This is a genomic window from Arthrobacter sp. GCM10027362 (assembly GCF_042679445.1).
Lineage (GTDB): Bacteria > Actinomycetota > Actinomycetes > Actinomycetales > Micrococcaceae > Crystallibacter.
The window spans coordinates 1-23,110 of sequence record NZ_JBHTML010000049.1; the positions used below are offsets into that span (position 1 = coordinate 1).

Consider the following 23,110-nt stretch of genomic DNA (forward strand, 5'->3'; position numbering starts at 1 on the left):
AGGAGGCCTTCGAGCGCTACAAGCTCAACGACGTCAACGCCGGCACCTCCGGCACCGCCGGCGGCGAGTCCTGACCCTGCAGGTCCCAGGGCCGCCAGAGGCGGCCGGATAACGGCGGCGGGTTCCCGGCAACGGGGACCCGCCGCCGTCATTCCACCCCTCCCCCGCCAAAAAACTGGTCGGCAGATGCTCCCCGCCTGCCGAAAGTGGTCGGCAGATGTTGCCCACCAGCAAAAACCGGGCAACCGACGCACGGTAGCGGCCAAACCTGGCCAGTTGACGCTGTCCTCATGCAGTGCCGCCGGCGGGATCTCCTTCTGCCGGCGGTGGAGGACGGGAGCTGCCGCCGGCAGCCGCCGGTCAATGAAGATGCGAGGGCGAATACCAGGCGTTCCTGAGTCGGGACGCCTCGCCGGCTGCCCTGCACCGGTTTTTCCGGAAGCGCTGCATCTACCGCCCGGTTTCCGCACCGAGGCAGCATCTGCTGACCGATTTTCCGTGGAGGGGGTGTTAAGCAGCAATGGCGGGTCCGTATGGGCCCGCCATTGCCGTAGGCTGCTTCCTTGGCCGCACCGCGTCAGCCGCGCAGCGTCCGGGCCAGGCGGCCCGGAAGGGTGCGGACGAACCGGAAGAAACCCGCGCTTCCCGCCGAGGCACGCTTCGGCGGGAAGTAGAAGTCCGGATCGGTGCCGCCGGCGTCGAAAATGTGTTTCGCGGCAGTGGGCGGGGCGGGGGCGGTGTGGTGGTCGACGGTCATGGTCCCTCCTTGAGCTATTTCATATAGCGGAAAATAAATATTGTTATATGGAAAACGCTAGATCCTCGCCGCCTCCCCGTCAAGGGGTCGACAGGCCTTTCTGGTTTGCGAAAAGAGATTCGGCGGGTACCCTTGACAGGCATCGTGTGACGGCAGTTACACTTATTTCGGAATAGAAATTCCACGATGCAATAACATCGAATCAAGTCGCTACCGAGCGTTTCCGGGAACCGATGGTCAAGGGTGTTCAGCGTTGCTCGTGGGGAGCCTGAAAGAGCTGACACCCAATGGATCTTAACCTTTTCAATGCCGCATCCGCCGAAGAGGCCGCAGCCGTGCTGCGTCCGTGCGTGGACATCCAGCGCTGGGTCGAGCAGATCGTGCGGCAGCGCCCGTTTGCCCGCATCGAGGACGTGGTGGCCGCTGCCGAGCGGGCCGCCCATCCTTGGAGCGGGGAAGAGATCGACGGCGCCCTGGCGCACCATCCGCGTATCGGCGAGCGCGCCGCCGGCAACAGCACCGAGGCGGGCATGTCCCGCAGCGAACAGGCCGGCGTCGACTCCTCCGCCGAGACCGCCCGCCGGCTGCGCGTGGGCAACGAAGCCTATGAAGACAAGTTCGGCCGGGTCTTCTTGATCCGCGCGGCCGGACGCAGCGCCGAAGAAATCCTCGCCGAGCTCGAACGCCGGCTCGGCAATTCGCCCGAGGACGAACTGCCGGTCATCGCCGCGCAGCTGCGCGAAATCGCCGTCCTCCGACTCAGAGGAGTACTGGAAGCATGAGCGTCAGCCATGTGACTACCCACATTCTCGACACCGGGACCGGGAGGCCTGCCTCCGGTGTCAAGGCCACTCTGGAAGCCAAATCGGCAGCCGGCTGGCAGGAAATCGGTTCGGGGACCACGGATGCGGACGGCCGCATCAAGAATCTGGGCCCCGGACGGATCGAAGCAGGAACGTACCGGATCAGTTTCGAGACGGGTTCCTACTTCGGGGAGCAGGGAACGGAAACCTTCTTCCCGTCCGTGGAGCTGACCTTCGCCCTGAAGGACCCGGCAGAGCACTACCACGTACCACTTCTCATCAGCCCGTTTGCATATTCCACTTACCGAGGGAGCTAACCGTGACCACCACCGCCCGGAACCAGTCCGCCACCGGCACCCGCATCGTGCTGGGCAGCAACCAGTATGGCAAGGCCGAGGTCCGCCTGGTCAAGATCACCCGCGACACCGGCCGGCACCGGATCCAGGACCTGAACGTCTCCTCGCAGCTGCACGGTGACTTCGAGGCCGCCCACACCGAGGGCGACAACGCCCGCGTGGTGCCCACCGACACCCAGAAGAACACTGTCTACGCCTTCGCCCGCAACGGCGTGGCCAGCACGGAGGAGTTCCTGCTCCGCCTTGGCGAACATTTCACCTCCAGCTTCGAGTGGGTCACCGGCGGCCGCTGGGCCGCCCAGGAGTTCTTCTGGGACCGGATCAACGACCACGACCACGCGTTTTCGCGCAACAAGAGCGAGGTGCGCACCGCGGTGCTGGAAATCCGCGGCTCCGAGAAGGCGGTCGTCGCCGGCATCGAGGACCTGACCGTCCTGAAGTCCACCGGCAGCGAGTTCCACGGCTTCCCCAAGGACAAGTACACCACCCTGCAGGAGACCACCGACCGGATCTTGGCCACCGACGTGACCGCCCGCTGGCGCTACAACACCACCGACGTCGACTTCGACGCCGTGTACGCCTCCGTCCGGGAACTGCTGCTGGATGCCTTTGCGCAGACCCACTCGCTGGCCCTGCAGCAGACCATGTACGAAATGGGCCGCCGCGTGCTCGAAGCGCACCCGGAGATCGACGAGATCAAGATGTCGCTGCCGAACAAGCACCACTTCCTGGTGGACCTGTCCCCGTTTGGCCAGGACAACCCGAACGAGGTCTTCTACGCGGCCGACCGCCCGTACGGCCTGATCGAGGCCACCATCCAGCGCGAGGGCACACCGGCCACCCATGTTGTCTGGGAGAACATTCCCGCATTCTGCTAGTCATGAAACAGGTGCCGGGACGCTCGCCCGCGTCCCGGCACCCACCCCCGACAAGGAGGTCGGCTGTGGACACAGCACACACTATTTCTAGCACTTCCAGCACCGAACCCGGACAACGGCCCGAAGACGAACGGCTGCCGCTGGGCAAGACTTTCGCCTACGGGCTCCAGCACGTATTGACCATGTACGGCGGCATCATCGCCCCGCCGCTGATCATCGGCACGGCCGCCGGCGTCGGCACGGACCAGATCGCCCTGCTCATCGCCTGCTGCCTGTTCATCGGCGGCGCCGCCACCATCCTGCAGACGGTCGGCATTCCGTTCTTCGGCTGCCAGCTGCCGCTGGTCCAGGGCACCTCCTTCGCCTCGGTGGCCACCCTGGTGGCGATCGTCAACGGCGGCGGGGGCCTGCCTGCGGTCTTCGGTTCCGTCATGGCCGCGGCCGTGATCGGCTTTTTGATCGCGCCCTTCTTCGCACGGATCATCAGGTTCTTCCCGCCGGTGGTCACCGGCGTCGTGATTACCTCCATCGGCGTCTCGCTGATTCCGGTGGCGGCCAACTGGGCCATGGGCGGCAACGCCAAGGCCGATAGCTACGGCAGCGTGCAGAACATCGCCCTGGCCGCGGTCACGCTGGCCATCGTGCTGCTGCTGAGCAAGGTCGGCAACGCCGCCATCTCGCGGCTGTCCATCCTGCTGGCCATCGTGATCGGCACCATTCTTGCCGCCGTGCTGGGCATGGCGGACTTCTCCAAGGTCGGCGCCGGCGCCATCGTGGAACTGCCCCGGCCCTTCGCCTTCGGCCTGCCCGTATTCGAGGTCGGCGGCATCATTTCGATGACCATCGTGGTCCTGGTGATCCTGACCGAAACCACCGCGGACATCCTTGCGGTCGGCGAGATTGCCGGCACCCGGGTGGACTCCAAGCGCATCGCCAACGGGCTGCGGGCGGACATGGCCTCCAGCGCCATCGCTCCGGTCTTCAACACCTTCACCCAGAGCGCCTTCGCCCAGAACGTGGGGCTGGTGGCGATTACCGGCATCAGGAGCCGCTTTGTGGTCACCGCCGGCGGCGCCATCCTGGTCATCCTCGGCCTGCTGCCGGTGCTGGGCCGCGTGGTGGCCGCCGTCCCGACCCCGGTGCTCGGCGGAGCCGGCATCGTGCTCTTCGGCACCGTGGCCGCCAGCGGCATCCGGACGCTGTCCAAGGTCAAGTACAAGGACAACATGAACCTGGTCATCGTGGCCGCCTCGCTGGCCTTCGGCCTGGTCCCGGTGGTCAAGCCCGAGTTCTACGACGCGTTCCCGGCCTGGTTCGCCACCATCTTCCACTCCGGCATCAGTTCGGCGGCCGTGATGGCGGTGCTGCTGAACCTGCTCTTCAACGAGTTCAAGCGCGGCAACCGCAGGGGTTCCTCGGTCATGGCCGCGAGTCCGCCCCGTCTGGTCCGGAACTGGGAGCTCAAGGGCCTGCAGGAAGGCGACTACTTCGAAGGCGGCAGGCTCATGGACGCCCACGGCCAGGAGGTCCCGATGGTCAACGAGCGCCAGTACCGGCTGGTCCAGGAAAAGCTCGACAGCGGTGAAATCACCTGCGTCGAGGACGTCAAGCGGATCTGCGAGGAATGCGAGGACCCCGGGGAACGCGAGGGCGGCGCGCTCGCCTCCGGGCCGTCCGCCCCGGCTGCGGGGAACCCCGAAGGCATGGCCCCGGGCAAAGACTGACGAGATTGGCGGGGCTCCGCCGACACAACGGCCGGCCCGCAGCGGACATGCTGCAGGCCGGCCGTCTTGCGGTTTTCAGCTGGTTTAGCTGGCGGCGTTCAGTTCTTTGGAAATCCTGTCCGCGGCCTCGCGCAGCAGCGGTATGGCCCGTTCGGCGAAGGCTGCATCCACCCGGGAGACCGGGCCGGAGACGGAGATGGCCATCGGCGTCGGCGCCTCGGGCACGGCCATGGCGAAGCAGCGGACGCCGATTTCCTGTTCCTCTTCGTCGACCGAGTAGCCGCGCTCGCGGATGCGGTCCAGCTCGGCCTCCAGGTCCTTCAGGTTGCCGATGCTCTTCGGCGTCGGCGTCGGCATGCCCGCGCCGGTGACAATGCCCCTGACCGTGGCCGGGTCCAGCTGGGCCAGGATGGCCTTGCCGACACCGGTGTCGTGGGTGTGGGCGCGGCGGCCCACCTCGGTGAACATGCGCATCGAGTGCGGCGAGGGGACTTGGGCGACGTAGACCACCATGTCCGAGTCCAGCAGGGCCATGTTGGCCGATTCGCCCAGGGTGTCCACCAGGTCTTTCAGATACGGCCGGGCCACCGCGCCCAGCTGTTTGTTGGCCACCTCGCCGAGGCGGATCAGGCTCGGACCGAGGGCGTAGCGGCGGTTGGGCAGCTGGCGGACGTAGCCGAGCGAGACCAGGGTGCGCAGCAGCCGGTGGATCGTCGGTAGCGGCAGCGTGGTGACGGAGGACAGCTCGCTGAGGGTGACCTGGCCGCCGGCCTGGGTAATCAGTTCAAGGAGCTCGAACGCCCGCTCAACGGACTGGACGCCTCCGGAGGCTTTTTCTGCCATGGAAACTCACTCTCGATGGGTTTGGCCGCGGAACCGCGCAGGTCTGCCGGCCAGCGGCGGAAAGGCCGTACCGGGCCTTGTATTTCCACGGTACCGCACGGAGGATGCGGTTTTCGCATTCCGAGAAAAATATCTCGCAGACAGGTTGCCTTTCCGCATCCCAGATAATAATATCCATAATACGGAAAACGAATTTCATTTGGCGCCGGTCCGGCCGGCGCCGGTCCAGCCCTATCCAGGAGGAACTATGGCGGTCCCCAGCCCCGGGTATTCGATCACCCTGCGCGTGCAGACTCCGGTCAACTTCACCGTCACCAGCGAGCTGGCCGCCGCCGTCGGCGCGGCCGGAGCCGCGGTGACCGCGCTGGACGTGGTCGAATCCACGCACCAGCACCTGATCGTGGACATCAGCTGCAATACCACCGACGCCGGGCACTCGGACCGGGTCCGCGATGCGCTTGAGGCGCTCGACGGCGTGAGCGTGCGCAAGGTAAGCGACCGCACCTTCCTGATGCACTTGGGCGGCAAGCTCGAGGTCGTCCCCAAGGTGGCACTGCGCAACCGCGACGACCTCTCCCGCGCCTACACCCCCGGCGTCGCCCGCGTCTGCCAGGCGATCGCCGCCAATCCCGACGACGCCCGCCGGCTGACCGTCAAGCGCAATACCATTGCCGTGGTCACCGACGGCTCCGCCGTGCTGGGCCTGGGCAACATCGGCCCGGCCGCCGCGCTGCCGGTGATGGAGGGCAAGGCCGCGCTGTTCAAGCAGTTCGCCGGCGTGGACGCCTGGCCGGTCTGCCTGGACACCCAGGACACCGAGGAGATCATCCGGATCGTCAAGGCGCTCGCACCGGTCTACGGCGGGGTGAACCTCGAGGACATCGCCGCCCCGCGCTGCTTCGAGATCGAGCGCCGGCTGCGCGAGGAGCTGGACATCCCGGTCTTCCACGACGACCAGCACGGCACCGCCATCGTGACCCTGGCTGCGCTGCAGAACGCGCTGAAGGTGGTCAACAAGAAGATCGAGGACGTGAAGATCGTCGTCGCCGGGGTCGGCGCGGCCGGCAACGCCATCATCCAGCTGCTCAAGGCCCAGGGTGCGCTGAACATCATTGCCTGCGGGCGCAGCGGGGCGATCCACCGCAACGAGGACTACGCCGACCCGCACCGGGCCTGGCTGGCCGCGAACACCAACCCGGAGAACTTCTCCGGTTCCCTGCACGATGCCGTGGCCGGCGCGGACGTCTTCATCGGCGTCAGCGGTCCGAACATCCTCGGCGAGGCCCAGGTGGCGGCCATGGCCGAGGACGCCATTGTCTTCGCCATGGCCAACCCGGACCCGGAGGTGGACCCGGTCGCCGCCGCGAAGCACGCCGCCGTTGTCGCCACCGGCCGCAGCGACTTCCCGAACCAGATCAACAACGTGCTGGCCTTCCCCGGCTTCTTCCGGGGCCTGCTCGACGCCGGGGCCGCGGACATCACCGACGCCATGCTGGTGGCCGCGGCCGACGCCATCGCCCGGCGCGTTTCGGACGAGGAGCTCAACGCCAGCTTCATCATCCCGAGCGTGTTCGATCCGCACGTCGCCGCCGAAGTGGCCGCCGCCGTCGCCGCCGCCGCCCGCACCAACTGACCCCGAAGCGAGGACCACAATGGCACTGACCCTGACCGATCCGCAGCCGGTGGCCGGCGCGGAGAAGATCCTGACCCCGGCGGCCCTGGATTTCGTCGAGCAGCTGCACCGCAAGTTCGCCGCCACCCGCGACGAGCTGCTGGCCGAGCGCGTGACCGCCCGCCGTCAGGCCGCGGCCGCCGGCACCCTGGACTTCCTGCCCGAAACCCGCCACGTTCGCGAGGGCGACTGGCAGGTGGCCCCGGCGCCGGAGAGGCTGCGCGACCGCCGCGTGGAGATGACCGGCCCGGCTTCGCCGGTGAAGATGGCCATCAACGCCCTGAACTCCGGCGCCAAGGTCTGGCTGGCGGACCTTGAGGATGCCAGCGCGCCGACCTGGCACAACGTCATCGACGCGCAGCTGAACCTCTCCGGCGCCGCCCGCGGGGACCTGGCCTACACCTCGCCCGAGGGCAGGGACTACACGCTGCGCACGGACATCCCGCTGACCACCGTGGTGGTGCGCCCGCGCGGCTGGCACCTGCCGGAAAAGAACCTCCTCATCGACGGTGCCCCGGCCGTGGGCGCCCTGGTGGACTTCGGCCTGCACTTCTTCCACAACGCGGTCCAGCTGGCCGCCACCGGCGAGGGCCCGTTCTACTACCTGCCCAAGATGGAAAACCACCTGGAAGCCAGGCTGTGGAACGACATCTTCGTCTTCGCCCAGGACGAACTCGGGATCCCGCAGGGCACCATCCGCGCCACCGTGCTGATCGAAACCATCCCGGCCGCGTTCCAGATGGAGGAGATCCTCTACGAGCTGCGCGAGCATGCCTCCGGGCTGAACGCCGGCCGCTGGGACTACCTGTTCAGTATCATCAAGTACTTCCGTGAGTCCGGGGAAGCCTTTGTGATGCCGGACCGGGCCAGCGTGTCCATGACCGCCCCGTTCATGCGCGCCTACACCGAACTGCTGGTGAAGACCTGCCACCGCCGCGGCGCCTTCGCCATGGGCGGGATGGCCGCCTTCATCCCCAACCGCAAGGAACCGGAAATCACCGCCCAGGCGGTGGAAAAGGTCCGCGCGGACAAGAAGCGCGAAGCCACCGACGGCTTCGACGGCTCCTGGGTGGCGCACCCGGACCTGGTGGCCACCTGCCGCGAAGTCTTCGACGAGGTGCTGGGGGACAGGCCGAACCAGGTGGACCGGCTGCGCGAGGACGTGCAGGTCACCGCCGCGCAGCTGCTCGACGTTTCCTCCGCCGCGGGCGAGGTGACCGAGGCCGGCCTGCGGTCGAACCTGTACGTGGCCGTGGCCTACACCGCCGTCTGGCTCTCCGGCAACGGCGCCGTGGCCATCCACAACCTGATGGAGGACGCCGCCACCGCCGAGATCTCCCGCACCCAGGTTTGGCAGCAAATCCACAACCAGGTCCGCTACGCCGACACCGGCAACACCGCCACGCGCGACCTGGCCGGGCGCATCCTGGCCGAGGAGGTCGAGCGGCTGCGCGGCGAGGTCGGCGACGAGCAGGCTTTCGCCAAGTACTACGAACCGGCCGGCAAGTTGATCGCCGACCTGACCATCGGCGACGGGCCGTTCGTGGACTTCTTGACCCTGCCGGCCTACGAGCTGGTGTCCTGATGGCGCCGGTCCAGGCCTTCGGCCCCGAAGTGGCGGCCAGGATCGACACCGACCTGGCGGCCACCGACGCCCTGCTCGCCGCAGCCTACCCGGGCGAGGATGCCGGGCGCCAGCCGGTGCACACGGTGTACGTGCCGGCGGACACGTTCGATCCGGACCTTCCCGCCCGCTGGGGCGCCGACGCGCTGGCCGCGGTCAAGGAGCACACCGGGCTCGAGCAGCTCGCCGCCACGCTCGGCCTGGCCGGGGCGCCCCGGCTGGCCGAGCTGGTCCGCCGCAAGCTGGAAACCGAACCGGTCGAGGACCTGCGCCTGGATTTCGAGGACGGCTACGGGGACCGCGGCAACGAGCGGGAAGACGCCGACGCGCTCGCCGCCGGAGCGGCCGTGGCCCGGGCCGCGGCCGCCGGGACCGCCCCGCCGTTCATCGGCATCCGCTTCAAGTGCTTTGAGGCGCCCACCCGGGCCCGCGGGCTGCGCACCCTGGATTTGTTCCTGGGCAGCCTGCTCGAGCGCGCGGGGGAGCAGGGCCTGCCCGAGGGACTGGTATTGACGCTGCCCAAGGTCACCACGGTGGCCCAGGTCGAAGCGATGGCCTACGCCTGCGGACAGCTCGAGCGGGTCCACAACCTGCCCGCCGGCCGGCTGCGCTTCGAGGTACAGGTGGAGACCCCGCAGCTGATCCTGGCCGCGGACGGCACCGTGCCGGCGGCCCGGCTGATCCATGCCGCGGACGGCCGGGTCAGCTCGCTGCACTACGGCACCTACGACTACAGCGCCTCGCTGGGCATTGCCGCACAGTACCAGTCGATGGAGCATCCGGCCGCCGACCACGCCAAGGCCGTGATGCAGGTGGCCGTAGCCGGCACCGGAGTGCGGATCTCGGACGGCTCCACCAATATCCTCCCGGTCGGCGGTGCGGAGCACGTGGCGCGGGCCTGGGCCCTGCATGCCCGGCTGGTCCGGCGCCACCTGGAACGCGGCATCTACCAGGGCTGGGACCTGCACCCGGCGCAGCTGCCCACCCGGTACCTGGCCACCTACGCCTTCTACCGGGACGGGTTTGCCCCGGCGGCGGCCCGGCTGAAGAATTACGTGCACAAGGTGGACAGCGCCATCCTGGACGAGCCGGCCACCGCCCGTGCGCTGGCCCGCTTCATCCAGCGCGGGCTGGCCTGCGGGGCGCTGGACGAAGCCGAGTTCACCGCCCTGGCCGAGGTCCCGGCCGACACCCTGGCGGCGCTGGCCCGGCCGCACACCACCACATCCGCCACCACCGGGAAGGACCCCGAATGAGCACTGCCCGCTACTACGCCAACCCGGCCGGCCTGCCGCCGCAGACGGACCTGCTCACCGACCGGGCGATCGTCACCGAGGCCTACACGGTGATCCCGCGCGGGGTGCTGCGCGATATCGTCACGTCCGTGCTGCCGGACTGGGACCGGACCGCGGTATGGATCCTGAACCGGCCGGTCGCCGGCGGGGCCACCACCTTCGCGCAGTACCTGATGGAGACCGCCCCCGGCGGCGGTTCGGCGAAGCCGGAGGCGCAGGCGACGGTCGAGGGCTTCGTCTTCGTGGTCGCCGGCGAACTGACCGTCACCATCGACGGCGAGACCCGGATCCTGGCGCCCGGCGGCTTCGCCTACGCCCCGGCCGGTGTGGCCTGGCAGGTCAGGAACGACGGCCAGGTCGCGGCGAAGTTCCACTGGATCCGCAAGGCGTACGAGCCGCTCGAGGGCTATACCGCCAAGCCGGTGTTCGGCAACGAGCAGGAGCTCGAGCCGCACCCGATGCCGGACACGGACAACAAGTGGCGCACCACCCGGATGCTGCCGGTGGACGATTTGGCCTACGACATGCACATCAACATCGTCACCTTCGAGCCGGGCGCCTCGATCCCGTTTGCCGAAACGCACGTGATGGAACACGGCCTGTACGTGCTCGAAGGCAAGGCCGTCTACCGCCTCAACGGCGACTGGGTGGAGGTCCAGGAAGGCGACTACATGTCGCTGCGCGCCTTCTGCCCGCAGGCCTGCTACGCCGGCGGGCCGGGCAACTTCCGGTACCTGCTGTACAAGGACGTCAACCGCCAGATCCGGCTCTGACCTCGCCCGCAAACCGCTCCGCCCCGGGCCTGCACAAGGATCGGGGCGGAGCCGTGTCCGGGCCGCGGCCGCCCGCTCAGGCGAAGCCGAAGGCGGGCGGGAAGACCGCAACGACGACGGCGGCCCAGACGCCGTAGACCGGCAGGTACCGGGTCTGCCAGCGCTCGAGCGCGGTAAACCGGCACCGTCCGCGCAGGAACCCGGCGGTGAGCCAGGCCGCCCGGACCAGGTGCACCAGCAGCAGCAGGTTCAGGCCGAGCGCGGCGATCTTGTTGGGACTGAAGCCGAATTCGGCGATCCGGGTCAGCATGGCGGTCAGCATCACCGCATCGACCGCGAAGGCCGCGGCGACGAGGACCAGCTGCAGGGCATCGAACAGGCCGGGCGGCGCGAGCGGGTCGCGGGCGGAAATCGAGTAGAGCAGCAGGCACAGGACGAGGACGAGGATCGCATCCATGAGGATGAGCAGGTCGCGGTCGACCTCGGCGAGGCCGCCCGCGGCTGCGAGGACGGCCAGCAGGGCCAGCAGCATGGCAATCGTCAGGGGCGTGAAGACGCGCGTGAGGACGGGGGCGATGTTCTCGACGACATTCTGCTTGGCCTCGACCAGCCACGCGGCCACGATTAGCGCCCCCGGGACGGCGAACGGCAGGATCCAGTTTTCCAGCACCGGCTCCAGATCGGTGCCGGCAACCTGGAGCACCGCGAACGTGAGCCCGGTCAGGACGGCGCCGCCGAGGGCCAGGAGCGTGTAGTAGATTGCCAGTTCGCCGGTGAACCGGACGAAATCCATGCGCCGGCCATCGGAGCGCCACCTGCCCCCGACGTAGGCCACCCCGGCCAGCAGCCACAGCACGACCGGGGCGTGCAGCGCGGCGAGCACCCCGGTGGACCCGCCGGCGGCGAACGGATAGGCGTTGAGCAGGACCGCCAGCACCGCGAACGGGACGGACAGCGCCGCCGCCATGGCTGCGGTAAGCCGGCGCTTCCACGCGAAGTACCCGGCAAGGAACGGGAAGACGAGCAGGCCGAGGTTGCGCGCCAGCACCGCGCCGTCGAGCCAGGCCAGGCCGGCCTTGACCGCCAGGCCCGCCCCGGCGCCGAGTGCGAGGACGACCGCCAGCTCCCGCCACGGGGGCGCGCCGGCGTCGCCCTCCGGGACGAGCACGAGCTGCTTCCACAGCCGGTCGGAGTGCTCGCGGGCGAATTCGCGCGAGACGGCGTCGAGGCTGCCCAGGCGCTTGATCGCGACGAGGAAGGCCTCCTCGTCGTCGAGCCCGGCCGCCTGCAGGTCGGCGACCTGCCCGCGCAGGTGGTCCTCCAGCTCGTCAATATCGGCCGGGGAGATCGCCTGGCGCCGCTGGACGTACCCGCGCCACCGGCCGATATGGGCCTCCAGCTCCGTGTGCAGCTCCATCACGCCCACCCTTCGGCCGCGGCGGGCGGCCGCTGGGCGGCCTGCCACACCTGCCGCAGCGCCCCGGCCACGACGTTCCACTGCTCCTGCCGGTCGGCGAGCGCCTCCCGGCCCGCCGGAGTGATCGAGTAATGCTTGCGCCGGCGCCCGGCCTCGGACGTACCCCACGACGACGAGACGTAGCCGAGCCGCTCGAGTCGGTGCAGCAGCGGGTAGAGCATCCCGTCGGTCCACTGCATGCGTCCGCCGGACAGCTCCCCCACGCGCTTGAGGATCGCATAACCGTACAGGTCGCCTTCCGCCAGGATCCCCAGCACGAGCGGGGTGGCCGCGGCGGCCACCAGATCCTTCTCAATGCGCACCGCGCCTCCTATACCTAGATCTACAAGGCATTAAACCTTGCAGATCTAGGTATGGCAAATGGGTCCTGGCTGTGCCCGTGCGCAGGGCCCCCGGCCCGCAGGGCAGCCGCGTTGCGGCATCGCCCCGGGCCGCGTTGACCCGGCCCGGGGCGAGTTAGGGCGTCGAAGCGGGCGAACCTGCCGGCTTGTCGATGGCAGATTCGACGGACCGGGAGAAGCCGAAGGCGGTGCAGCACAGGGTGAAGCAGTTGGCGCAGCCTGCCGGCCGTCATCCAGGCTGGCCAAAGGGTGCGCCAGGAGGCGGTGCCTTCCGGGACCGGAAGGAGGGAAACCATTGCCCGGTTCCCTGCCAAGGCATGCTGAATCACCGCTCCGCGCCGGAGCGGCCGGAAGCCGGAAAAGTCCGGGTCACAGGGAAAATCGATGGGTCACGGCGCCGCAGGATAACAGAAGCTTGGCGGGCATCAAGGAACCGCCGGGCGGCGGGTGGACGCGGAAGATCCCGGCCGCTGGGGATAGTTCCCCGTCGGTCGGGATCTTCCGGCGCAGGTCGCCCTGCGGTCAGGCCCCGGGCCTGGCCCTTGCGCCGATTCCGGCCGGGTGCGGCCGGGTTTCGTCCGGGTTCAGCGGCCAGCCCAGTATCGTTTTCGGCCGGGGCGGGGCGTAGGTGCGGACCTTGGAGGTGGCCAGTCCCAGTCGGACCAGGGACTCGGCAATGGCGACGGCGGCCCGTACGCCGTCGACGATCGGCACCCCGGTCCGGGCGCTGACTTGCTCCTCAAGGCCGGCCATGCCGCCGCAGCCCAGGCAGATCACCTCGGCTTTGTCCTCCCGGACCGCGCGTTCGGCCTGTCCGGCAATGGCCTGCACGGCACGGTCCGGGTCCTCCTCGAGTTCCAGGACGCCGAGACCGCTGGCGCGCACCGAGGCACACCGGTCATCGAGGCCGGCCAGCTTCAGCCTGTCCTCGATCAGTGGAACGGTGCGGTCCAGCGTGGTGACCACCGAGTACTTGTGGCCCAGGAACATGGCGGTGCTGGCGGCGGCCTCGGTGATATCGACCACGGGGACATCCAGGAGTTCCTGCAGGCCTTCGCGGCCGTGCTCGCCGTAGCCGGCCTGGATGACGGCGTCGAACGGTTCCGGGTAGGAGAGCACCTTGTCCATCACGGCGATCGCGGCAAGATAGCTTTCGAAGTTGCCTTCGCAGGAGTCGGCTCCGAACCGCGGGGTCAGGGCGACGATTTCGGTTCCTTCGGACGCGGCTGCCCGGGCGGAGGCGCCGATGGCGTCCGTCATGGACCGGGTGGTGTTGACGTTGACGACGAGGATGCGCATGGTTTCTTTGCTTTCGACGGCGTGGCGGGGGTTAGTGGGCGCTCGGGACCGCGATGGGCTCGCCCGAAACGTCCTGGAAGTGCTGCTTGCGGTCGGCGATGAGGCAGTAGACCGCCGCGGCGATGCCGGCACCGAAGAACCAGGAGAAGGACGATGCCGCCTCGAAGGCCGGGACGAAGGCGATCACGATGGCGATGATGGCAGCGGGAACCAGTGCGGCGATGGCGCGCGGGTTGACGCCCGACTTGTAGTAGTACGTGGCGGAGGGGCGGTCGCGGTACAGATCCGGGACGTTGACCTTGGTGCGGCGGATCAGCCAGTAGTCGGCCATGATGACGCCGAACAGCGGGCCGAGCAGGGCACCGAGTCCGCCGAGGAAATAGACGATGACCAGCGGGTTGTTGTAGAGGTTCCACGGCAGGATGACCAGGCCGATGACGGCGCTGACGATGCCTGCCCGGCGGAAGTTCAGCCGGCGCGGGAACAGGTTCGTCAGGGCGTAGATGGGAGCCACGAAGTTGGCCATCAGGTTCACGGCGATGGTCAGCACGAGCAGGGCCAGGCAGGCCAGCACGAGCAGCAGGGTGTTGGGGATGGTCTGGACGATGTCCGAGGGGCTTTCGATGATGGTGCCGTTGATCTTGAACTGGGCACCGGCCAGCACGACGACGATGGCGCCGAAGACCAGCATGTTAATGGGGATGCCCCAGAAGTTGCCGCGGATGATGGATTTCCGGGTCTTGGACGAGCGGGTGAAATCACAGAAGTTCAGGACGAAGGTGCCGTAGATGGAAACCCACAGGGCACCGCCGCCCAGGATGGTCAGCCACATGTGCATGCCGGTGAGGCTGTTGTTCGTGGACCAGGCGATGGAAGCACCTGCCTGCATGAACATCCAGATGGCGATGGCGGCCATGGTCGCCAGGATGATCGGACCGGCGAAAGCCTCGTATTTGCGGATCATCTCCATGCCATAACTGACAATGATGACCTGGACAATCCAGAGCAGCACGAAGGAGAACCAGCCCAGCGTGGAAAGGCCGAGGATGTTGTTGGTATCCAGGTCTGCCAGCGCGGGAACCAGTGCGGTGATCATGACCCGGAAGACGACGGAGGCCAGATAAGTCTGGATGCCGAACCATGCGATGGCGACTCCGCCGCGGGCAAGGGCGGCGATCTGGGCGCCGTGGATGCCGAAGGCAATCCGGCTCATCACCGGGAACGGCACCCCTGTTTTGAAGCCCATGTAGCCGGAGAGGCTGAGCAGCAGGAAGAGCAGGACTGCTCCGACGCCGAGGGCGAGCAGGATCTGCCACCCGCCGAGGCCGAGGGCGAAGAGGCCGATGGCGAAGGCGTAATTGCCCAGGCTGTGCACGTCGTTCGCCCAGAGGGTGAAGATGCTGTAGGCGGTCCAGCGCCGTCCCTGCTGCTGGGTGGGGGCGAGGTCCTGGTTGTAGAGCCGGGGGCTGAGCCCGGCCGGCGGCCTGTCATGGCCGGTGCCGCCTGCGGCCGGCGGGTGGAGGTCGACGGCGTTGTCGACGACGGTCGCTTCGGGGACTGCATTCATGGTGGGGCTTTCCGATCACTCTGGCGGGGCGGCTTTGCTGGTGGTTCAGGCATTTCGGGCCCCGATTCTGCCGGTGGGGACCGGCGGTGGTAAACGCCGGCAGATGCGGTCCGGCGGCCGCGGAAGTGCCGAAGGCGGTGCCTCGGGGCGGGGCCCGCCGCATGGAATGTGCACCCACTGTAATTCACGTCACAGTCTTCCACAAGAGGGAATATGATTTCCGTCTGATGGAAAAACCTCTGTCCCCTGTCGTTGACAGTGGGGTGGGCCACCTTCTAGACTTTTCATAAAGCAGAATAAAACTTCCGCAATATGAAATAACTGTAGGGCGGAACAGTGATAAGGACTGCAGGTGCCGGAACCGTTGGTCCGGGATTGCCGTCCAGATGGGAAACCTCATGTCATACACCGTGAACTGCTCCATCCTCCTGACCGAGCTGCCGCTGTGGGAGCGCCCGGCGGCGGCCAAGGCGGCCGGCTTCGACAACGTGGAGTTCTGGTGGCCCTTCGCCGAGTCGGTGCCGGCCGACAGGGATGTTGCCGCCTTCGAGCGGGCCATCACCGACGCCGGCGTGCAGCTGACCGGGTTGAACTTCAATGCCGGCGACATGCCGGCCGGCGACCGCGGACTGGTGTCCTGGAAGGGCCGCTGCTCCGAGTTCAAGGACAACATCGACGTCGTCGCCGGCATCGGCGAACGCCTTGGCTGCAAGGCCTTCAACGCCCTCTACGGCAACCGCCAGGACGGCTGCACGCCCGAGGAGCAGGACGAGCTGGCCGTGAAGAACCTGGCCGCCGCGGCCGAGGGCGTGGCCCGGATCGGCGGCACCGTGCTGCTCGAGCCGGTCTCCGGCGCCCCGGCCTACCCGCTGCTGACCGCCGCGGACGCGCTCGCGGTGATCGACCGGGTCCGGGCCGCCTCCGGCGCGCGGAACATCAAGCTGCTGGCGGACTTCTACCATCTGGCCGTCAACGGCGACGATGTCGAAGCCGTGATCGAGAACCACGCCAAGGACTTCGGCCACATCCAGATAGCCGACAACCCGGGCCGCGGCGCCCCGGGATCCGGGCAGCTGCCGCTGGACGAATGGATCACCCGCTCCCGCGAACTCGGCTACGAAGGCTGCATCGGCCTGGAATACAAGGCTCCGCAGGCCGAAGCCTTCGCCTGGGCCGTCCGCGAACGCAGCGACGCACGCTAAGACCGCCCGACAGTCCACCAGCACCGAACAGACTTCAGCAAAGGACACATCATGAGCAACATCGCAGTGATCGGACTCGGAATCATGGGCCTGCCGATGGCCGTCAACCTGGTCAAGGCCGGCCACACGGTCACCGGCTACAACCGCAGCGAGGACAAGATCAACAAGCTGGCCTCCGAAGGCGGCCGCGGCGCGGCCAGCATCGCCGAGGCGGTCAAGGACGCCGACGTCGTCATCACCATGGTGCCGGACTCCCCGGACGTCGAAGGCGTGGTCAGCGGCCCGGACGGCGTCTTCGCCCATGCGAAGCAGGGCGCCCTGTGGATCGACGCCAGCAGCATCCGCCCGGATGTGGCCAAGCGCCTGGCCGGGGACGCCAGGGCCGCCGGCATCCGCCCGCTCGACGCTCCGGTCTCCGGCGGCGAGCAGGGTGCGATCGACGCGGTGCTCTCCATCATGGTCGGCGGCGAGGCCGCGGACTTCGAGGCCGCCCGTCCCGTGCTGGAGGCTGTCGGGAAGACCATCGTGCACGTGGGGCCCGCCGGTTCCGGACAGACCGTGAAGGCCGCCAACCAGCTCATTGTCGCCGTCAACATCCAGGCGCTCTCCGAGGCCATTGTGTTCCTGGAGGCCTACGGCGTCGACACCGATGCCGCGCTCAAGGTCCTCGGCGGCGGCCTCGCCGGCTCCAAGGTCCTGGACCAGAAGGGCCGGAAGATGCTTGAGCGCAACTTCGACCCGGGCTTCCGCCTCGCCCTGCATAACAAGGATCTGGGCATCGTGACCTCCGCCGCCCGCGAGGCCGGCGTCGTCGTCCCGCTCGGCGCGGCCGTTGCCCAGCTCGTCTCCGCCCTCGTTGCCCGCGGCGACGGCGGCCTCGACCACTCGGGTCTTTTCAAGCTCACCAACGAGCTCTCCGGCAAGCAGTAACCCCACCGACTTTGTAAGGAGCTTTCGACATGGCAAAGATGCGCACTGTCGACGCGATTGTGGCCATCCTGGAGAAGGAGGGCTCCACCGAGGCCTTCGGCCTGCCCGGCGCCGCGATCAACCCGCTGTACTCGGCCATGAAGGCCCACGGCGGCATCCGCCACACGCTGGCCCGCCATGTGGAGGGCGCCTCGCACATGGCCGACGGCTACTCCCGGGCCAAGGCCGGCAATATCGGCGTGTGCCTGGGCACCTCCGGCCCCGCCGGCACGGACATGATCACCGGACTCTACGCCGCGCAGGCCGATTCCATCCCGATGCTGTGCTTCACCGGGCAGGCCCCGGTCGCCAAGCTGCACAAGGAGGACTTCCAGGCCGTGGACATTGAGTCCATCGCCAAGCCGCTGACCAAGATGGCGATGACCATCCTCGAGCCGGGACAGGTGCCCGGCGCGGTGCAGAAGGCCTTCCAGCTGATGCGCTCCGGCCGTCCCGGCCCGGTGCTGCTGGACCTGCCGTTCGACGTGCAGATGGCTCAGATCGACTTCGACATCGACGCCTACGAGCCCTTGCCCGTGGAGAAGCCGCGGGCCACGCGCCGGCAGGCCCGGAAGGCCCTGGACATGCTCACGGCTTCGCAGCGGCCGCTCATCGTCGCCGGCGGCGGCATCATCAACGCCGACGCCGCCGACCGGCTCGTGGAACTGGCCGAGATTCTCAACGTGCCGGTGGTCCCGACGCTGATGGGCTGGGGCGCCATCCCGGACGACCACCGGCTGACCGCCGGCATGGTGGGTCTGCAGACGAGCCACAAGTACGCCAACGCGACGTTCCTCGAGTCCGACTTCGTGATCGGCATCGGCAACCGCTGGGCCAACCGCCACACCGGCTCGATCGAGAAGTACACCGCCGGCCGCACGTTCGTGCACGTGGACATCGAGCCGACCCAGATCGGCCGCGTGTTCTCGCCCGATTTCGGGATCGTCTCCGATGCCGGCCACGCCCTCGATGCCCTCATCGAGGTGGCCAGGGAGCGGCAGGCCGCGGGCACGCTGCCGGACTACTCCGCCTGGGCCCGGTCGGCGCAGGAAAAACGCGGTCGCATGCAGCGCAGGACGCACTTCGACAACGTGCCGATCAAGCCGCAGCGCGTGTACGAGGAGATGAACAAGGCCTTCGGCCCGGAGACCACCTACGTGTCCACCATCGGGCTATCGCAGATCGCCGGTGCCCAGCTGCTGCACGTGTTCGGCCCGCGCAAGTGGATCAACGCCGGCCAGGCCGGCCCGCTGGGCTGGACCGGCCCGGCCGCCCTCGGCGTCGTGCGCGGCAAGCCCGGCGAGACCGTCGTGGCGCTGTCCGGCGACTACGACTTCCAGTTCATGATCGAAGAACTGGCGGTCGGCGCACAGTTCCAGCTGCCCTACATCCACGTGGTGGTGAACAACTCCTACCTGGGCCTGATCCGCCAGTCCCAGCGCGGGTTCGAAATGGACTACCACGTCTCGCTCGCCTTCGAGAACGTCAACTCCCCCGAGACCAACGGCTACGGGGTGGACCACGTCAAGGTGGCCGAGGGCCTGGGCTGCAAGGCGCTGCGGGTCGAGGACCCGCAGGACCTGGCATCCGCCTTCGACAAGGCCCGGGCCCTCATGGCCGAGTTCAAGGTCCCGGTGGTGGTGGAGGTCATCCTGGAGCGCGTGACCAACATTTCCATGGGCACCGAGCTGGACAACGTGGCCGAGTTCGAGGAGCTGGCCGCCTCCGCCGCCGACGCCCCGACCGCCATCGCGGCACTGCTGGACTGATCCCATGCGCGTGGTGATCGCCCCGGACAAGTTCAAGGGCTCGCTGTCCGCGCCCGAGGTGGCCGCCGCGCTGGAACGGGGGCTGCTGGCCGCGGCTCCGGGCCTCGCGGTGGACAAGGTGCCCGTGGCCGATGGCGGCGAGGGAACCCTTGAGGCGGCCTTCGGCGCCGGGTATGCCCGGCACGAGGCCGCCGTGGCGGGTCCCACCGGCGAGCCGCTGACGGCGGGCTTTGCGGTCCGTGGCCGACAGGCTGTGATCGAGATGGCCGCCGCCTCCGGGCTGGCGGTGCTGCCCGGCGGGGTGCTGCGGGCCCGTACCGCCACCAGCCGCGGCACCGGTGAACTGATACGTGCCGCGCTCGATGCCGGCTGCACCAGCATCATCCTCGGCGTCGGCGGCAGCGCCGGCACCGACGGCGGTGCCGGGCTGCTGCAGGGCCTGGGTGTCCGGCTGCTTGACGCCGCCGGCCGCGAGTTGCCGCCGGGCGGGGCCGCCCTGGCGCACGTGGCCTGCGTGGACCTGTCGGGGCTGGACGCGCGCCTGGAACAGACCGAGATCATCCTGGCCTCGGATGTGGACAACCCGCTGCTCGGACCCAACGGCGCCGCCGCGGTCTTCGGCCCGCAAAAGGGCGCTTCGGCCGCCGACGTCGGCGAACTCGATGCCGCCGTGGCCCGCTTCGTGGACGTGCTGGCCGCCGGCGCCGGCGACCGGGTCCGCCAGATCGCCGCCGCACCCGGCGCCGGGGCGGCCGGCGGCGTCGGTTTTGCCGCCCTGGCCGTCCTGGACGCCCGGCGCAGCCGCGGCATCGACGTCGTCATGGACATGGTGCAGCTGAAGCCCAGGATTGAAGGTGCAACCCTGGTCATCACCGGTGAGGGCAGCCTGGACCTGCAGTCGCTGGAGGGCAAGGCGCCAATGGGCGTGGCGGCCGTGGCTGCCGCGGCCGGGGTCCCGGTGGTGGCAGTCTGCGGACGGACGCTGCTGGCTTCCAGCCAGCTGGAGGCGGCCGGGTTCGTGCGCACCTACGCCCTGACCGACCTGGAGGCCGATCCGGCCGTATGCATGTCCCGTGCTGCGGCCCTGCTGGAAGAGACCGGCCGGAAGATGGCGCACCAACTGCTTGGGAGCGGCACCGGTGCCGGCGGCAAGGCGTACGAAAGTGCTCGAAGAGGAGACAACGAATGAGCGAAACAGCGACAGGTCCTGAATTCGACCTGGTGATCCGCGGTGGGCGGATCCTAACGACGGCGGGCATCACCGCCCGCGAGGTCGGCATCCGCGATGGCCGGATCGTGGCCATCGAGCCGCTGGGTAACCGGCTCACGGGCCGCGAGGTCGTTGAGCTGGCTGCGGACGAGACCCTGATCCCGGGCCTGGTGGACACCCACGTGCACGTGAACGAACCCGGGCGCACCGAGTGGGAGGGCTTCGCCTCCGCCACCCGCGCCGCCGCAGCCGGCGGGGTGACGACCATCCTGGACATGCCCCTGAACAGCATCCCGCCGACGGTCAATGTACCGGCCCTGGAGGAAAAGCGCGCCGCAGCCGCCGGCCAGGCGTTCGTGGACGTGGGCTTCTGGGGCGGGGCGGTCCCGGGAAATATCGGGGATCTGCGGCCGCTGCATGACGAGGGCGTCTTCGGCTTCAAGTGCTTCCTGCTGCACTCGGGCGTGGACGAGTTCCCGCCGCTGGACGCGGATGAGATGGAAAAGGACATGGGGGAGCTGAAGGGCTTCGATTCGCTCATGATCGTCCATGCCGAGGACTCCCGCGCCATCGACCGGGCGCCGCACGCCGAGGGCGACCAGTATGCGAAGTTCCTCGCCTCCCGGCCCCGCGGGGCGGAGAACGTGGCCATTGCCGAGGTGATCGAGCGCGCCCGTTGGACCGGGGCGCGGGCTCACATCCTGCACCTGTCCTCCTCGGACGCGCTGCCGATGATTGCCAGCGCCAAGCGCGACGGCGTGCGGCTGACCGTGGAAACCTGTCCGCACTACCTGACCCTGCTGGCCGAGGAGATCCCCAACGGTGCGACGGCGTTCAAGTGCTGCCCTCCGATCCGTGAGGCCTCCAACCGGGAGCTGCTCTGGAAGGGGCTGGAGGACGGCATCATCGACTGCATCGTCTCCGACCATTCCCCGAGCACCCTGGACCTGAAGGACCTGGAGAACGGCGATTTCGGCGTGGCCTGGGGCGGGGTGGCCTCACTGCAGCTGGGACTGCCGCTGATTTGGACCGAGGCTCGCCGGCGGGGCATCCCGCTGGAGCAGGTCGTGTCCTGGATGTCGCAGAAGCCCGCACAACTGGCGCGGCTGACCCGCAAGGGCCAGCTGGCGCTGGGCTTTGACGCGGACTTCGCCGTCTTCGCCGCCGACGAGAGCTTCGTGGTGGACGTGGACAAACTGCATCACAAGAACCCGATCAGCCCGTACAATGGCAAGCCGCTGGCCGGCGTCGTGCGCAGGACCTTCGTGCGCGGCCGGGAAGTCGACTTCCGGCAGCCCGGCGGCGCCCTGATCCGCCGCGGCGAGGCCTGAGCACCACCCCACGCGAAAATTGGCCGGTAGCTGCTCCCCCTGGGGAAAAATTGGTCAGTAGATGTCCTTCCTCAGGGAAAATTGGCCGGCAGCAGCAACCAGGGGCGCACGGAGGTGGCCGGCAGATGTTCCCATTCGGGGCATCTGCCGGCCGCTTTTCGTGAAAACAGGATGCCTATTGACCGGTTTCCGCCGTCGGGGAGGAGGGGTTCTGGCGCTCGCTGCAACACCCCTTGAGGAAGGGGAGTGCGGCGGCCGTGCCGTCTGTAGCGGGAAAATCAGATTCGGGCAGGAGATACGGCGGCAGGAGGACTTCCTGGTTGTGTTGGAGCGGGAGGGGATCGCGGACCTGCTCGCCGCCGGGTGGAGGATGAGCCGGATCGCCCGGAAGCTGGGCCGTGCCCGGGCACTGGGAAGGGGATCCGATCACCGGCGGCGCCAACAGGAGTGCCGTCGGGACCCTGGTCGAGCGCACACCCGGTACGTGCTGCTGGTGCACCTGCCCGGGGAAAATGGGCGGCCGCAGCAACCGGGGGCGCACGGAAGCGGCCGGCAGATGCTCCCATTCGGGGCATCTGCCGGCCGCTTTTTGTTGCAGGACATCTGCTGACCGGTTTCCGCCGAAACACGGCATCTGCCGACCAGTTTTCCGAGGGGGGGTCAGGGTTGTGCGTCGGCGGGCCAGGGACCGACCTTCTCGCGGCGGCGCAGGTTGCCGGACCCGGCGTCGGCCAGGTCCCCGACCCGGTGGACCTTGAGCATGTTGGTGGACCCGGTGGTGCCCGGCGGGGAGCCGGCGGCGATGACCACCAGGTCGTCCAGGTCCACCAGGCCGGCATCGAAGAGGTACTGGTCCACCTGGGCGGTCATCTTGTCGGTATGGCCGGCGAAATCGACCAGGACGGGGCGGATGCCCCAGCTCAGCGCCAGCACGTTCAGCGTAGCTTCGAGCGACGTGAACGCAATCAGCGGCCTGACCGGGCGCAACCTGCCGAGCCGGCGGGCGGTGTCTCCGGACTGGGTGAAGGCGCAGATGTACCGGGCGTCCAGCTGGTCGGCGATCTCCACCGCCGCCCGGGTGATTGCCCCGCCCCGCGTCCGCGGCCGGGAGCCCAGCGGGGGGATGCGCTCCAGCCCGTGCTGCTCGGTGGATTCGATGATCCGGGCCATGGTCTCCACCGTCTCCAGGGGATACCTGCCCACGCTCGTTTCGCCCGAGA

Annotated in this window: 20 protein-coding genes and 1 pseudogene; 14 read left to right on the top strand and 7 right to left on the bottom strand. The window is 68.5% G+C overall.

What is annotated here, in order from left to right; translation table 11 throughout:
- Positions 1-577: 577 nt before the first annotated feature.
- The gene (locus ACFQ36_RS09535; protein ID WP_377012973.1) at positions 578-757 is read right to left on the bottom strand and encodes a hypothetical protein; all 180 of its coding nucleotides are present in this window, start codon (positions 755-757) and stop codon (positions 578-580) included.
- Positions 758-1,044: 287 nt separating this feature from the next.
- Here ACFQ36_RS09535 and uraD point away from each other — a divergent pair, with 287 nt between their 5' ends.
- The 4 genes from uraD to ACFQ36_RS09555 all read left to right on the top strand — a co-directional run bounded on the left by uraD (position 1,045) and on the right by ACFQ36_RS09555 (position 4,518).
- The gene (gene uraD, locus ACFQ36_RS09540) at positions 1,045-1,539 is read left to right on the top strand and encodes a 2-oxo-4-hydroxy-4-carboxy-5-ureidoimidazoline decarboxylase (protein ID WP_377012975.1); all 495 of its coding nucleotides are present in this window, start codon (positions 1,045-1,047) and stop codon (positions 1,537-1,539) included.
- Positions 1,536-1,877 carry a hydroxyisourate hydrolase gene (gene uraH / locus ACFQ36_RS09545; RefSeq protein WP_377012977.1) on the top strand — a complete coding sequence of 114 codons (342 nt, stop codon included), beginning with the start codon at positions 1,536-1,538 and terminating at the stop codon, positions 1,875-1,877. The genes uraD and uraH overlap by 4 nt, the downstream gene beginning before the upstream one ends.
- Positions 1,878-1,879: 2 nt before the next feature.
- On the top strand, positions 1,880-2,794 hold the full coding sequence (gene pucL / locus ACFQ36_RS09550) for a factor-independent urate hydroxylase (protein WP_377012979.1): 915 nt from the start codon (positions 1,880-1,882) through the stop codon (positions 2,792-2,794).
- A 65-nt stretch (positions 2,795-2,859) separates the two neighbouring features.
- Positions 2,860-4,518 (top strand): nucleobase:cation symporter-2 family protein, encoded by a 1,659-nt coding sequence (locus ACFQ36_RS09555; RefSeq protein ID WP_377012981.1) that lies wholly within the window; start codon positions 2,860-2,862, stop codon positions 4,516-4,518.
- 84 nt (positions 4,519-4,602) lie between these two features.
- Here ACFQ36_RS09555 and ACFQ36_RS09560 read toward each other — a convergent pair whose 3' ends face one another.
- On the bottom strand, positions 4,603-5,361 hold the full coding sequence (locus ACFQ36_RS09560) for an IclR family transcriptional regulator (RefSeq protein WP_377012983.1): 759 nt from the start codon (positions 5,359-5,361) through the stop codon (positions 4,603-4,605).
- Positions 5,362-5,608: 247 nt separating this feature from the next.
- On the opposite strand from ACFQ36_RS09560, the gene ACFQ36_RS09565 reads away from it, so the two are divergent.
- The 4 genes from ACFQ36_RS09565 to ACFQ36_RS09580 are packed head-to-tail and all read left to right on the top strand — an operon-like array spanning position 5,609 to position 10,725.
- On the top strand, positions 5,609-6,994 hold the full coding sequence (locus tag ACFQ36_RS09565; protein WP_377012986.1) for an NAD-dependent malic enzyme: 1,386 nt from the start codon (positions 5,609-5,611) through the stop codon (positions 6,992-6,994).
- Positions 6,995-7,013: 19 nt separating this feature from the next.
- The gene (gene aceB, locus ACFQ36_RS09570; RefSeq protein WP_377012988.1) at positions 7,014-8,618 is read left to right on the top strand and encodes a malate synthase A; all 1,605 of its coding nucleotides are present in this window, start codon (positions 7,014-7,016) and stop codon (positions 8,616-8,618) included.
- On the top strand, positions 8,618-9,913 hold the full coding sequence (locus ACFQ36_RS09575; protein ID WP_377012990.1) for a DUF6986 family protein: 1,296 nt from the start codon (positions 8,618-8,620) through the stop codon (positions 9,911-9,913). The genes aceB and ACFQ36_RS09575 overlap by 1 nt, the downstream gene beginning before the upstream one ends.
- A complete protein-coding gene (locus ACFQ36_RS09580; RefSeq protein ID WP_377012991.1) occupies positions 9,910-10,725 on the top strand; it encodes a bifunctional allantoicase/(S)-ureidoglycine aminohydrolase in 816 nt (271 codons plus the stop codon). Before ACFQ36_RS09575 ends, ACFQ36_RS09580 begins: the two co-directional genes overlap by 4 nt.
- Before the next feature lie 76 nt (positions 10,726-10,801).
- Here ACFQ36_RS09580 and ACFQ36_RS09585 read toward each other — a convergent pair whose 3' ends face one another.
- From ACFQ36_RS09585 to ACFQ36_RS09600, 4 genes are all read right to left on the bottom strand, one after another.
- Entirely contained in the window at positions 10,802-12,142 is a 1,341-nt protein-coding gene (locus ACFQ36_RS09585) for a permease prefix domain 1-containing protein (protein ID WP_377012993.1), read from the bottom strand.
- Positions 12,142-12,504: a PadR family transcriptional regulator gene (locus ACFQ36_RS09590; RefSeq protein WP_377012995.1), complete on the bottom strand. Its 363-nt coding sequence runs from the start codon at positions 12,502-12,504 to the stop codon at positions 12,142-12,144. Before ACFQ36_RS09590 ends, ACFQ36_RS09585 begins: the two co-directional genes overlap by 1 nt.
- Positions 12,505-13,065: 561 nt before the next feature.
- Positions 13,066-13,842: an aspartate/glutamate racemase family protein gene (locus ACFQ36_RS09595; protein WP_377012998.1), complete on the bottom strand. Its 777-nt coding sequence runs from the start codon at positions 13,840-13,842 to the stop codon at positions 13,066-13,068.
- A gap of 31 nt (positions 13,843-13,873) precedes the next feature.
- On the bottom strand, positions 13,874-15,409 hold the full coding sequence (locus tag ACFQ36_RS09600; RefSeq protein ID WP_377013001.1) for an NCS1 family nucleobase:cation symporter-1: 1,536 nt from the start codon (positions 15,407-15,409) through the stop codon (positions 13,874-13,876).
- A 398-nt stretch (positions 15,410-15,807) separates the two neighbouring features.
- Here ACFQ36_RS09600 and ACFQ36_RS09605 point away from each other — a divergent pair, with 398 nt between their 5' ends.
- The 6 genes and pseudogenes from ACFQ36_RS09605 to ACFQ36_RS09630 all read left to right on the top strand — a co-directional run.
- The gene (locus ACFQ36_RS09605) at positions 15,808-16,611 is read left to right on the top strand and encodes a hydroxypyruvate isomerase family protein (protein WP_377013002.1); all 804 of its coding nucleotides are present in this window, start codon (positions 15,808-15,810) and stop codon (positions 16,609-16,611) included.
- 51 nt (positions 16,612-16,662) lie between these two features.
- Positions 16,663-17,541, top strand: a complete 879-nt coding sequence (locus ACFQ36_RS09610) for a 2-hydroxy-3-oxopropionate reductase (RefSeq protein WP_377013005.1) — start codon at positions 16,663-16,665, stop codon at positions 17,539-17,541.
- A gap of 29 nt (positions 17,542-17,570) precedes the next feature.
- Positions 17,571-19,349 (top strand): glyoxylate carboligase, encoded by a 1,779-nt coding sequence (gene gcl, locus ACFQ36_RS09615; protein ID WP_377013007.1) that lies wholly within the window; start codon positions 17,571-17,573, stop codon positions 19,347-19,349.
- Between the two features lie 4 nt (positions 19,350-19,353).
- Positions 19,354-20,538 (top strand): glycerate kinase, encoded by a 1,185-nt coding sequence (locus ACFQ36_RS09620; RefSeq protein ID WP_377013009.1) that lies wholly within the window; start codon positions 19,354-19,356, stop codon positions 20,536-20,538.
- Positions 20,535-21,890, top strand: coding sequence for an allantoinase AllB (gene allB / locus ACFQ36_RS09625; protein ID WP_377013012.1), 1,356 nt, complete (start codon positions 20,535-20,537; stop codon positions 21,888-21,890). The genes ACFQ36_RS09620 and allB overlap by 4 nt, the downstream gene beginning before the upstream one ends.
- Before the next feature lie 395 nt (positions 21,891-22,285).
- Positions 22,286-22,395: pseudogene (locus tag ACFQ36_RS09630) on the top strand (IS30 family transposase); the annotation flags it as partial.
- Between the two features lie 155 nt (positions 22,396-22,550).
- Here the strand turns inward: ACFQ36_RS09630 and ACFQ36_RS09635 are convergent.
- Positions 22,551-23,110: pyruvate kinase alpha/beta domain-containing protein (locus ACFQ36_RS09635; protein WP_377013014.1), on the bottom strand; the 560-nt coding region annotated here is incomplete at its 5' end.

Coding starts and splice junctions, on each gene's coding strand:
- ACFQ36_RS09535 (WP_377012973.1), bottom strand. CDS start 757: ATGACCGTCGACCACCACACCGCCCCCGCCCCGCCCACTGCCGCGAAA.
- uraD (WP_377012975.1), top strand. CDS start 1,045: ATGGATCTTAACCTTTTCAATGCCGCATCCGCCGAAGAGGCCGCAGCC.
- uraH (WP_377012977.1), top strand. CDS start 1,536: ATGAGCGTCAGCCATGTGACTACCCACATTCTCGACACCGGGACCGGG.
- ACFQ36_RS09560 (WP_377012983.1), bottom strand. CDS start 5,361: ATGGCAGAAAAAGCCTCCGGAGGCGTCCAGTCCGTTGAGCGGGCGTTC.
- ACFQ36_RS09565 (WP_377012986.1), top strand. CDS start 5,609: ATGGCGGTCCCCAGCCCCGGGTATTCGATCACCCTGCGCGTGCAGACT.
- aceB (WP_377012988.1), top strand. CDS start 7,014: ATGGCACTGACCCTGACCGATCCGCAGCCGGTGGCCGGCGCGGAGAAG.
- ACFQ36_RS09575 (WP_377012990.1), top strand. CDS start 8,618: ATGGCGCCGGTCCAGGCCTTCGGCCCCGAAGTGGCGGCCAGGATCGAC.
- ACFQ36_RS09580 (WP_377012991.1), top strand. CDS start 9,910: ATGAGCACTGCCCGCTACTACGCCAACCCGGCCGGCCTGCCGCCGCAG.
- ACFQ36_RS09585 (WP_377012993.1), bottom strand. CDS start 12,142: ATGGAGCTGCACACGGAGCTGGAGGCCCATATCGGCCGGTGGCGCGGG.
- ACFQ36_RS09595 (WP_377012998.1), bottom strand. CDS start 13,842: ATGCGCATCCTCGTCGTCAACGTCAACACCACCCGGTCCATGACGGAC.
- ACFQ36_RS09600 (WP_377013001.1), bottom strand. CDS start 15,409: ATGAATGCAGTCCCCGAAGCGACCGTCGTCGACAACGCCGTCGACCTC.
- ACFQ36_RS09605 (WP_377013002.1), top strand. CDS start 15,808: ATGTCATACACCGTGAACTGCTCCATCCTCCTGACCGAGCTGCCGCTG.
- ACFQ36_RS09610 (WP_377013005.1), top strand. CDS start 16,663: ATGAGCAACATCGCAGTGATCGGACTCGGAATCATGGGCCTGCCGATG.
- gcl (WP_377013007.1), top strand. CDS start 17,571: ATGGCAAAGATGCGCACTGTCGACGCGATTGTGGCCATCCTGGAGAAG.
- ACFQ36_RS09620 (WP_377013009.1), top strand. CDS start 19,354: ATGCGCGTGGTGATCGCCCCGGACAAGTTCAAGGGCTCGCTGTCCGCG.
- allB (WP_377013012.1), top strand. CDS start 20,535: ATGAGCGAAACAGCGACAGGTCCTGAATTCGACCTGGTGATCCGCGGT.